We start from the raw sequence: 11544 nt of genomic DNA on the forward strand, positions 1-11544 counted from the left end.
GCCATATTGTTAGGGTTCGTGGTAATTGGTCCTACGATTACAATTTTAATATCTCGGTTGTTTAATTAACTAATAGTCATAATCCCTGATTGTGTTGTCGTAATTAATACGATTTGAAATGGAGATTTAACGAATGAGAATGCATACAGATCCCAAAGGACATGCCTACGCGCAAGTCATCGATTTAGCGATACGAAACTCGAAATGTTTTGTGCTTAGCGAAAGACTATGGCATCTTGCAGATGGGGAGCAGAAGCAATACACAAGCGTATTAGTAGCATTAGAGCCATACTTGGTGAAAACAATCATTATTCAAGGCGAGAATATCGAAGATGTTATTCAAATTAAAGAACAATATCGAAGTCATGCTTTTTATACCGCGGGAACTTATTATTTGTATAGATGCTGTGGAGAAAGCGGGAATCTGCTGAAGCAGATGGCCAATAAGTTGTCGGATTGGATCTTCCCTAAACTTCCGGAAGACTTATGCTTTTTGAAAGAAGGTGGCGGAGACTACCTGTACTCGATTGTCCATGAAGATGAGTATGGGATGGATGTAACTGAGGAAGAAGCAATGGGATTGATGGATCAAATGACAGGACTTTTTCTAAGAATAGAGGCTCACAAGGACTTTGATCGTCTACTAGACGATGCCATTAAACATAAAACGGATAAGCTGTATATTAGTCGACATCATGTAACGGAGTTGCCCGAGAGAATTCGGGAGCTTACAGAGCTGCGAGAGCTAGTCATTTTTGAACAAGATCTTTACTACTTGCCTGAGGAGCTATGTGAGTTAAGTAAGCTTGAAAGTTTAACCATCCAAACAGCTGATTTGGCCTATATTCCAGCATCCATAGCGAAGTTGAAGAACCTTAGAGTACTTTGCATCCAATGCGGAAGCTCGGATCGACCGACTCCGGGATTTCAGATAAAGTCGAAGGAAGAAATCAGCCTGAACGCCTTACCAGCAGAAATTGGAGAGCTTGAGAAACTGGAACAGTTAACGATACAATATACCTCAATTCATGAATTACCGGTCGAAATGAAGAAGCTGAAGAAGCTGCGAATTTTAAACGTAGCCATATCTATGATGGATCGGAAGCCTGATTTTCTCAATGAAATGGAGCAATTGGCCTATATTAATTTGTCGCGAGATTCGTTATGGGAAACTGAGATATGAGGAGAGAGAGGAGCTTGCCATGAGGCAGCTTCTTTTTTTATACGTGATGAGGTATGAATTGCTGGTTTCAAACGGTGAATGGTCCCGTGTTAGTCCATCTTTAGCTTATAATGGAGTGGAATGAAATAATAAAGTTGAATCTTACAAGACATAGGTGTAAATTGACATTAGGCTGCGGATTGGGAGGAATTAACTTATGTATGTAAGGAAGATCAAAGAATCGTTGCTACTGCGCTATTTCCTATCAAACTTGATTGTATTTTCCATTCCCGTTCTTGCTCTTGGTATTATCATTTATCAAAGCGCTGTCGTCAATTTACGAACAGAAATTGAAGCTTCCAATCTAAGTAAGCTTATGCAAGTTAAAGAATCAGCGGATATCCGTCTACTTGATCTCGGGCGTACGTCTGCAAAAATTGGTTATGATTCCCAATTGACTCCGTTTATGGTTCGCAACGATCAAGAACGTGTTATTGAAGCGATTGACGAATTAGCCCGTTATAAGACGTTAAGTTCACTGCCTGATGAACTATTTCTATATTTTCGTGGAGATGAGGTGATGTATTCGGCTGCTGGATTAACTGACTTGAAAACGGTTACAAAAGTATACTATCATTATGGATCGAAAGAAGAAGACTCGTTCATCCAATTGATAAACACGCTAGGAAAGCCAATGATTTCTCCAGTTGAAAATGTGACGGTGAATTATGAGACAGACCGCATGTTGACCTTTATGTATCCGATTAAAGAGCTTTCCCCTTATGCAACGGTGCTGTTTTTGGTTCGTGAGTCTAAACTAGCAGGTTTGATAGAAAATATGCTTGGCAATTTCGATGGCAGAGTCATGATTATGGATGCACAAAATAAACTGGTAGCAGGGAAAGATCGGAATTCACGAGTTCCAGAAGACCAAATGATTTCTTTCCTCGGTGAACATCGGGCAGACGGTGTCTATAATCTTGACGGGACCGACGGAACCTATTCGGTTTCTACGGTACGTTCAGATGCAACTGGCTGGACATTCGCTGTACTAATGCCACAGGACCAATTTTTCAGTCGAGTTGTGGAACGCAAGACATTTATACAAATGGCCTTGCTCTTTGTCGTCATGACGGGCTTATGTGCGGCATTGCTCGTTTCGTTGACGCAATATCGTCCCGTTCGCAATCTAATGGTTTATTTGCGCGGGCGCAGTCAAGCGGAGCGGACCAAGAACAGTAATGTTTGGGATACAATCCGCCGAACGATCGACGAAACGATGGATCATAATATAGATCTACAGGAGAGGATTAATGCCCATCGTCCATGGATTCGTGAAAGGGTGCTCGTCAAACTGCTCAATGGCGATTGGGTTGATCCTCAGGAATTGCGGAGCTGTCTGGGGTTTGAGACCAACAATGAGTCGGTAACTGCTTGTTATACGATGATGATCGTTTGGGATGAGGCGAGCGAACGAGCAGATGACAATTATGAGGCAGTAAAAAAAGAACAAGTTTTAAGTAAGTTGATGCGGCTAGAGGTATGGGGTGGTACGGGGTTCGGTGTTGAACTTATCCAAAATCGAGCGATTGCATTTATTGTTGCTTTGGATGCGAAGATCCATGTGAATTCGGAAGAAGCGAAGGCCTTCCAATCCAAAGTCGGTTTGCAAATCATCGACATTTTAAACGCTGAAGGTATAGTAACTCCGACACTATCTGTGGGAACGATTTTTAATCAGCTGATTTATGCAAACCGCTCTTTCATAGAAGCTTCGGCAGCAATGGAGTTTCGTCTTAAGCTAGGTAAAGGAACCGTCATCTTCTTTGAAGATATTCATAAATTTCAAGAGAACTCGAGCTGGTATCCGATCGAGGATCAGGTGAAATTCGAACACAGTATCAAGAAAGGGGACGAAATTGTCGCTCAGGAAGCACTCGTGTCCATGTTTCGCAGTATTTCCTCGCAGCAGCAGTCCATTCTACTTCTGAAATGCATGTGTATGGATATTATAAATACACTGTTCAAGAAGACCAACGAACTGAAGCTGCCACAATTCGCTTCGGCCATTACAGCGTTGGTAGATTTTCAATCGCTAGATAGGCTTAAGGAACAGATGAGCGTAATTGTCAAAGAAATCTGCTTGGAAGTTCAGAAGCAGCAGGATAGTGAGCATAGTCAGCTCAAGCATGACGTACTGATTTACCTCGAAATGCACTATTTATCCAATTTACTTACATTGGAACAAGCAGCACAGCATTTTGCAATGACACCTTCCTATTTAAGCCGCTTCATTAAGGAATTAACTGGCACAACATTTACCGATTACATATCCGAATTACGTATGAATGAAATCAAGGATCAACTTGTCCGAACAGACAAGCCAATAAAGGATATTATTGTGTCCGCCGGTTATTTAGACGTTTCGACATTTATGCGTAAATTCAAAAAGAGCGAAGGCATAACGCCCGGCGAATTCCGTAAACTGAACAAAGTGAGTCGGTAATCACCTTTATTTTTATGACCATGAACCTGTCTGAGTCGATGACTCTGGCAGGTTTTTTACATGTAAAAACCTTATATGGCAAGGGTTTTGGAGGTTTTTGCATCGGATACCACTCCTGCACAATCGACCAATTTACAGCAAAGTCCATACTTCGTATAGTGAAGACAGATTGAACGTAAGTCAACTATTCAAGTAAAAAGGAGGTCAGCAATGAATCCCCAATCGCAGCAACTCAATCAGGAACATACAGTAGCCAAGAAGCCCTTTGTGGCGGTTGCGGGTAAGGAGCGCATGACTAGGAAAGCCGGTTTGTTGAGAAAATATTGGCAGCTTTATGTGTTCGTTACCCCTGCAGTTCTCTATTTCCTCCTATTTCATTATTATCCGATGTACGGCGTGCAGATTGCATTCAAAGATTATGTAGCTACGAAAGGGATCTGGGGGAGCGAATGGGTAGGCTTCGAACATTACGTACGTTTCTTTCATAGCAGCTATTTTACAACCATTCTGAAAAATACACTTCTGATCAGCACCTATCAAATGGTGTTGTTTCCACTACCAATCCTGATCGCTTTGTCTATTCATGAGCTTAGAAATGGTGTGTTCAAGAGGTTTGTACAAACGGTTACCTACGCACCGCATTTCATTTCAGTGGTCGTGCTCAGTGGTATGCTCATCGCATTTTTGAATCCGAATACAGGAATTATGAATAAGTTGATTGCCATCTTGGGAGGAGAACCAATCTTCTTCATGAGTAAACCGGAGTGGTTCTCTACGATCTATGTCCTCTCAGGTGAATGGCAAAATATGGGCTGGGGTGCAATTATTTATCTGGCGGCGCTTGCAGGTGTCAATCCGGAGCACCATGAAGCGGCTACCGTTGATGGAGCAACCCGTGTACAGCGTATTTATTATATTAATTTACCAACGATTATGCCGACGATTATTATTTTGTTCATTTTAAGCATGGGGAGTTTCATGTCCGTAGGGTTTGAGAAAGTGTATTTGTTACAAAATCCGGTTAACCTAGACGCGTCGGAAGTCATTCAAACGTATGTATACAAAAGTGGCTTGCTGCAGGGACAGTACAGCTTTGCTACCGCAGTCGGATTATTCAATTCTTTGATAAATCTGATTCTCCTTGTTACGGTTAACCAAATCGCTCGCAAAGTGAATGACAGCAGCTTATGGTAGGGGGAATTGTTCAATGAACGCAACGCAGTCAGACAAAATATTTGATTGGATCAATCGTTCTATCCTGATCCTCGTGTTAATTGCCGTATTATATCCCTTAATTTATATTATTAGCGCTTCAATCAGTAATCCTACCCTTGTAAATACAGGCCAGATGTGGCTATGGCCCCGAGGTATTACATTCGAAGGCTACCAACGCGTATTTGAAAACGGTGATATATGGCGAGGATATCTGAATACGATTTGCTATACCTGCCTTGGCGTTGGCATTAATTTGGCAATAATGATTCCTTGCGCTTATGCGCTTAACCGGAGGGATTTGCCTTACCGTCACGTCATTATGGCGTTCATGTTGATAACCATGTTCTTCAACGGAGGAATTATTCCAACGTATCTGTTGGTGAAAAGTCTAGGGATGGTTAATTCGGTCTGGGCCATGGTGCTTCCGAATGCAGCGAATGTTTGGAGTATCATCGTCGCTCGCACCTATTTTCAAAGTTCCGTCCCACGAGAATTGGAGGAAGCAGCAGAAATAGACGGATGTTCCATATTTCGCACGTTTTTCTCGGTAATCCTGCCGATCTCCATGCCAATCATAGCTGTTATTGCCCTATTTCAAGCAGTTGGCCATTGGAATCAGTATTTTAATGCCATGATTTATTTGTCAAAAGAATCATTGTTTCCGCTGCAGATCGTGCTCAGAGAAATTCTGGTGCTCAACGAAATGAGCGCTACCGTTCTTATGAACGGCGATGACCTGCAGGCACTTGCAGAGCAGGCTCGCGTTGCCGATATTGTCAAATATGCGGTCATGATCGTATCCGCACTACCGTTGCTCATTGTATATCCATTCTTGCAGCGCTTTTTCGTAAAAGGGGTACTGGTGGGTTCGCTTAAGGGGTGATGCTGGCAGCTATGAGAATGTTTTCGATTGGGAGAGGGGGGATTTCTATGTAATAGTCGAATGATAATGAAAGCGTTTTATTATACTGCGGATTAATTATGGTGTCTGAATTTCTTATCCATATATAGGGGGAAAACATGATGAAAAGAAAACTAGCTCTTCTTACTTCGCTACTATTGTTAAGCACAGTCATTGCAGCTTGTTCCAAGGATCAGGATGTAGTAAAGCCAAAGTCAACAGAGGGAGGAAATCAGACCAATCTGAGCGGAAGTGGTTTCCCGATCGTGAAAGATAAAATCAATCTGAAAATGATGGGAGTCAGAGCAGCTATCCAGGGTCCTTGGGACCAAATGGATTTCTTTAAAGAGATGGAATCGAAAACAAATATCCATTTTGAGTTTGATACACCTCCAGCAACAAGCTTTACCGAGAAGAAAAATTTGGCGTTTGCAAGCGCGGATTATCCAGATGTCTTCTTCGCAGCGAATCTGACAACAGCGGAAGAAATCGATTATGGCGGTCAGGGTGTCTTGATTCCTTTGGAAGGTCTTATCGAGAAAAACGCGCCTAATCTCTACAAGTTACTGCAAAGCAAACCAGAAATTCGGAAGTCAATTACGTCGACAGACGGCCACATTTATGCGCTTCCGCAAATCACCGAGCTCGCTCATAATTTAATTCCTAAGCTATGGATCAATGGGGATTGGATGCAAAGCGTTGGTGTGACGAAAGCTCCGACTACGACGGATGAGTTGTACAGCTTACTTAAACTTTTCAAAGAGAAGGATCCTAATAAGAATGGGCAATCGGATGAGATCCCCTTATCCTCCCAAGAAATCGGTGGACTGAGAATTTATTTACTGAGTGCATTTGGCCATTTGGCGACTAGCAGCAAGACGTGGGATGGGATTGAAGTGAAGAACGATAAAGTCGTTTTCATTCCAGTTCAAGAAGGATATAAGCAATATTTACAATATATGAACCGCCTCTATTCAGAAAAGTTTTTGGATAATGAAATATTTACTCAAACTGCCCAACAGTTTGCAGCCAAAGGTAAAGCAGACAAGGTGGGTATCTTCAACCATGCTGCGCCATTCGTCTTCCTCGATATAAAAAAGGATGAAGATAATTTTAAGCATCCAGCACTTCCACTCCTTACAAGTCCTGTTAATAGCACGCCGATGTTAAGCAAGAATAGTGACATTCAGCGAGGCGCTTTTGCCATTACAAAGAAAAATAAATATCCGGAAGCTACACTTCGCTGGGTTGACTATTTGTATACGGATGAAGGGGCTGCGCTAGGCAATTCTGGTATCGAAGGGAAAGGCTGGAAGTGGGTGGACGCAGGGAAAACCAAGTGGGAAAGACTTACAGTAGATGGGAAAAATGTAGAGGAATTCCGTGGGCAAAATGCCCCCGACCCAGGAAACATTATTCCAACATTCAAGAGCAAGGAGTTCCATTACAAAATCAATAACCAGGTTACACAGTGGCTGCATAAGGTGTCAGAAGATTATTTGAAAAATGCCAAGCTTCCATATCCAATTGTGTATTTTACGCCAGAAGAGCAGAAGCGCTTAAATGTGCTTAATACTGACATTAGTACGTATATCAATCAAATGGAAGCGAAGTTCATTATTGATAAAGATGCGCTTAGCGGTTGGGACGATTATGTGAAAACGGTCAATAAAATGAATGTGGATGAAATGGTGAAAATTTATCAGGCTGCCTATGATCGCTGGAAAGCTGCGAAATAAGCACGGCTGCAAATTGACAGAGAGCGAGGCAAACGGATTATGGAGAATCAAGCGAGAACCTATGAGGAAGCAGCAAGAAAACTGCCAATAGGCGGGGAATTCGACGTCATTGTAGCAGGGGGAGGGCCGGCAGGCATAGGTGCAGCCATCGCAGCTGCAAGGAGCGGGGCTAGGACGTTGCTGTTGGAACGCTATGGATTCCTAGGCGGTATGGCTACAGCAGGACTTGTTGTACCACACTTTGATTGTTATTCGAACAAAGGGATCAATCAGGAGTTGATCAAGAGGCTCGAACAGCTGGGAGGTTGGGGGGCGCCATTTTGGAAAATTTCATTTGATCCCGAATTGTTTAAGCATGTGAGCGAAGCACTTGTGCTCGAAAGCGGAGCGGAGATACTGTTTCACAGCTTTGTCGTCGCTCCTATTGTTGAAGAGAATTATGTGAGCGGAGTTATTGTGGAAAGTAAATCAGGCCGTGAAGTGTATTTGGCCAAGACGGTTATCGATACGACAGGTGATGGCGATGTGGCTGCCCGTGCAGGTTGTCGTTATGAAAAGGGACGTCCCGAAGACGGACTTATGCAGCCAATGACGTATATGTTCCGAATGGGAGGTGTGGAGTGGGTACAGCGTGTTCACAGCGATCTGGTCGATCTATGTAACAAAGCAATTGAAGAAACTGGCGATACCTATCGTTTACCATTCGATGTTCCGTGGGCGATCCATTTGCCGAATCCTAATGAAATCGTCATGCAGTTAACACACATCCGAGGTGTGGATGGAACATCTGTACGCGATTTAAGCCGAGCGGAGATTGAAGGACGCAAGCAAGTATTAGAAGTTTGCCGATTCCTGAAATCGCGTGTGAAGGAGTTTGCGGATTCCTATTTAATCGAAACAGCAACGCAGATTGGCGTAAGGGAAACCCGTCGCATCGCAGGCGAATATCGGCTTAGCGACGACGACATTTTTGATGGAGCGCGGTTCGAGGATGCAATTGCCGATGTCACGTTTCCAGTCGATATTCATGATCCGGTAGATAAATCCCAGCCCGTATTTGATGTAGGGCGCCGGAAGGGGAAATCGGGTGCTTACCAAATTCCCTATCGATGTTTAGTTCCCGAAGATCGCGAGCAATTACTAGTGGCGGGAAGATGTATTTCTGGTTCGTATGTCGCTCATGCGTCTTATCGTGTCAAAGGACCTTGTATGGCAATGGGGCAAGCAGCGGGGACAGCTGCTAGCCTTGCCATACAAGAGCAAGTACCCGTGAGAGAAGTCAATATTCAACAATTGCTTCATGCATTAGGCGAGCAAGGGGTCGTTTTCTCTAAAGCTGGTAAAGAGATTAGTCCTTCTTATACGAACAAGGAGGTAGCCACTCAAAGGAATTATAGAGGACCGGGCTAAGATTGCCCGTTATATGGATAATAACAGGTATAAATGAAGATAACCTCCAGGATGTTCAATCCTGGAGGTTTCAAATTGTTGGTCGAGCTGCCGCTAATTTAGCCGTATTCCTGCCAACAACCATATCTTATTGTTCAAGTGCACGGGCCTTTTTGCCATCGCAAATCCGATACCAGATGCCCTACCCGCTGCTCCGCGTTATCATTCCTTCATCGTTTCTCATTTCTATAAGTGGAAGGCGACTTGCCGCACCATTTGTGGAATTGCTTCGAGAAGTGCAAAGCGTCAGTGAATCCAACAGACAAGGCAATTTGCGTAATGGTAAGTGGCCCGTCCAGCAGCTTTTCTGCGCGATCCATTCGAACCTTGAGCAAGTACTGCATGGGAGATAGTCCGGTCATTTTCTTAAACATCTTCGACAGGTGGGTACGATTGTAGCCAAGTGAGCGAGACATGCTTTCGATGGAAATGGGTTGATTGTACTGAAGTGTCAGCCATCGTATAGCTTGAGCAATTTGCCGTTCGATGTCGGACTCTTGCGAAGGTTTTGTTGGCATATTTATTCGATTACAATGGCTAAACTCATGAAGCAGAAGCCTTAACAGACCACCAGCTTCCAGCTCGATTAACAGCCTAGCCTCGGCCTTCTCAAAACAGAGCCTGAGGTTACGATAGATCGGCATTAAAGTTGCTGTGTCGCTGCCACGCACAACGGGTGCTTCGGGTGTTACTCCAAGTGCTGCCAGAAACGGATCATGGACATGTCCTGTAAAGGCAACCCAGGCATAATCCCAAGGATTCTCAGCATCGGCTGCATAGCGGAACAGTTGACCTGGAAAAATGACGAAGGTATCTCCCGCCTCACAGCGATAAGGGACACCACCTGATTCGAATATACCTGCCCCGGTCAGCACGGTATGAATGAGATAATAATCATACATGGCCGGACCCACGCAGTGCCCAGCAACCGGACCGCCTTCTCCGCTGTACAGAACTGTCCAATCCGCATGACCAGGTGCCGGGTTATATGCGATATGAAAGGTACGGTGACTTGGCCTCATAGCAATACTTGTCTCCTTTATCCGTCATTCATGCTCATAAGTCTACCGAACAAAACTACAAATGTCCATACGCTTCACGCTTTGTTCCATAGTAAGAGATGCGATGTGCCGAGTATACTTTGTGTGTGTGATGGGTGATGTATTTTTCTATTCAGAGGAGGAGACGAGATGTCGAAAATTACTTTTTTGGGAGCAGGCAGCTCTGTATTTACGAGAAATGTGTTAGGGGATTGTATGCTGACTCCGTCGCTTCAGGGCTACGAGCTGGCTCTGTTCGATATTGATCATGCTAGGATGAAAGATTCCTATAACATGCTGCAAAACCTTTTGAGAACAACAGGCAGCACATGTGTTCTCAAGGTGTACACATCCCGCAAGGAAGCGCTTCGGGGGGCAAAATATATCGTAAATGCCATCCAGGTAGGAGGTTATGATCCTTGTACGATTACTGATTTTGAAATCCCGAAGAAGTATGGGCTTCGTCAGACGATTGCAGATACGGTGGGCATCGGCGGATTGTTTCGCAATCTGCGCACGATCCCTGTCATGCTGGACTTTGCCGCAGATATTCGCGAGGTATGTCCGGATGCGTGGTTTCTCAATTACACGAACCCGATGGCTGTGCTCACGAATGTCATGAATACATATGGTGGTGTGAGGACTGTAGGACTTTGCCATAGTGTACAGGCTTGCTTGTCCCATCTGTTCGATAATCTGGGCATGGATAAAACGGGTGTCAAGACACGAATTGCCGGGATTAACCATATGGCTTGGCTACTCGAGGCTTCGCGGGACGGCGTAGATTTGTACCCAGAGATTAAACGCCTTGCTATTGAGAAGCAGAAGGAAACACATGAGGATATGGTGCGACTCGAGCTTATGTTAAAGTTTGGCTATTATATAACCGAATCGTCTGAGCATAATGCTGAATATCATCCATATTTCATCAAAAAGAGCTACCCGGAGCTCATCGACCGATTCAATATTCCACTTGACGAATATCCTCGCCGATGTTTAAAGCATATTAACCGCTGGAAGACGTTGCGAGATGAGCTTGTAAACGATGTGAATCTGAGCCATGAACGATCCTATGAATATGCCTCCTTTATATTTGAAGCGATGGAAACGAACATTCCCTTCAAAATCGGCGGCAATGTAATGAATACCGGTCTGATTACGAATCTACCCCGGGAGGCATGTGTAGAGGTGCCGTGTATGGTGGACGGCAATGGCATAAATCCGACATATGTAGGTGATTTGCCGCCTCAATGCGCAGCCTTGAACCGAACGAATATTAATACTCAACTGCTGACGATCGAAGCGGCGATTACGCAGAAGCGGGAGCATATTTATCACGCTGCGTTGTTGGATCCTCACACCTCTGCGGAGCTATCAATGGATGATATCGTTGCACTTTGCGACGAAATGATTGAAGCTCATGGCAGCTGGCTGCCTGCGTATAAGTAAAGATACAAAGCTGAAGAAAACCTCCAGGATGTCCAATCCTTGAGGTTTTTTCATCAATAGTTGTATGGACCTCGATGTCTAAG

At 44.1% G+C, this 11544-nt stretch carries 8 protein-coding genes; 7 read left to right on the top strand and 1 reads right to left on the bottom strand.

What is annotated here, in order from left to right; genetic code table 11:
* Positions 1 to 133 precede the first annotated feature (133 nt).
* The 6 genes from AC58PV_RS09820 to AC58PV_RS09845 all read left to right on the top strand — a co-directional run bounded on the left by AC58PV_RS09820 (position 134) and on the right by AC58PV_RS09845 (position 8933).
* Positions 134 to 1183 (top strand): leucine-rich repeat domain-containing protein, encoded by a 1050-nt coding sequence (locus tag AC58PV_RS09820; RefSeq protein WP_497432070.1) that lies wholly within the window; start codon positions 134 to 136, stop codon positions 1181 to 1183.
* 196 nt (positions 1184 to 1379) lie between these two features.
* Positions 1380 to 3668 carry an AraC family transcriptional regulator gene (locus AC58PV_RS09825; RefSeq protein WP_497432071.1) on the top strand — a complete coding sequence of 763 codons (2289 nt, stop codon included), beginning with the start codon at positions 1380 to 1382 and terminating at the stop codon, positions 3666 to 3668.
* A 210-nt stretch (positions 3669 to 3878) separates the two neighbouring features.
* Entirely contained in the window at positions 3879 to 4862 is a 984-nt protein-coding gene (locus AC58PV_RS09830; RefSeq protein ID WP_497432072.1) for an ABC transporter permease, read from the top strand.
* 13 nt (positions 4863 to 4875) lie between these two features.
* Entirely contained in the window at positions 4876 to 5766 is an 891-nt protein-coding gene (locus tag AC58PV_RS09835; RefSeq protein WP_497432073.1) for a carbohydrate ABC transporter permease, read from the top strand.
* A 137-nt stretch (positions 5767 to 5903) separates the two neighbouring features.
* Positions 5904 to 7523, top strand: coding sequence for an extracellular solute-binding protein (locus tag AC58PV_RS09840; protein WP_497432074.1), 1620 nt, complete (start codon positions 5904 to 5906; stop codon positions 7521 to 7523).
* Between the two features lie 39 nt (positions 7524 to 7562).
* On the top strand, positions 7563 to 8933 hold the full coding sequence (locus AC58PV_RS09845; RefSeq protein ID WP_497432075.1) for an FAD-dependent oxidoreductase: 1371 nt from the start codon (positions 7563 to 7565) through the stop codon (positions 8931 to 8933).
* A gap of 209 nt (positions 8934 to 9142) precedes the next feature.
* Here the strand turns inward: AC58PV_RS09845 and AC58PV_RS09850 are convergent, their stop codons facing one another.
* Positions 9143 to 9994 (bottom strand): helix-turn-helix transcriptional regulator, encoded by an 852-nt coding sequence (locus AC58PV_RS09850; RefSeq protein ID WP_497432076.1) that lies wholly within the window; start codon positions 9992 to 9994, stop codon positions 9143 to 9145.
* 168 nt (positions 9995 to 10162) lie between these two features.
* On the opposite strand from AC58PV_RS09850, the gene AC58PV_RS09855 reads away from it, so the two are divergent.
* Positions 10163 to 11461, top strand: a complete 1299-nt coding sequence (locus AC58PV_RS09855; RefSeq protein ID WP_497432077.1) for an alpha-glucosidase/alpha-galactosidase — start codon at positions 10163 to 10165, stop codon at positions 11459 to 11461.
* Positions 11462 to 11544 lie beyond the last annotated feature (83 nt).

The sequence above is a fragment of the Paenibacillus sp. J22FR83 genome (assembly GCF_059691955.1).

Excerpts from the sequence above, each read along its gene's own strand:
- AC58PV_RS09820 (WP_497432070.1), top strand. The coding sequence starts at position 134 with ATGAGAATGCATACAGATCCCAAAGGACATGCCTACGCGCAAGTCATC.
- AC58PV_RS09825 (WP_497432071.1), top strand. The coding sequence starts at position 1,380 with ATGTATGTAAGGAAGATCAAAGAATCGTTGCTACTGCGCTATTTCCTA.
- AC58PV_RS09830 (WP_497432072.1), top strand. The coding sequence starts at position 3,879 with ATGAATCCCCAATCGCAGCAACTCAATCAGGAACATACAGTAGCCAAG.
- AC58PV_RS09835 (WP_497432073.1), top strand. The coding sequence starts at position 4,876 with ATGAACGCAACGCAGTCAGACAAAATATTTGATTGGATCAATCGTTCT.
- AC58PV_RS09840 (WP_497432074.1), top strand. The coding sequence starts at position 5,904 with ATGATGAAAAGAAAACTAGCTCTTCTTACTTCGCTACTATTGTTAAGC.
- AC58PV_RS09845 (WP_497432075.1), top strand. The coding sequence starts at position 7,563 with ATGGAGAATCAAGCGAGAACCTATGAGGAAGCAGCAAGAAAACTGCCA.
- AC58PV_RS09850 (WP_497432076.1), bottom strand. The coding sequence starts at position 9,994 with ATGAGGCCAAGTCACCGTACCTTTCATATCGCATATAACCCGGCACCT.
- AC58PV_RS09855 (WP_497432077.1), top strand. The coding sequence starts at position 10,163 with ATGTCGAAAATTACTTTTTTGGGAGCAGGCAGCTCTGTATTTACGAGA.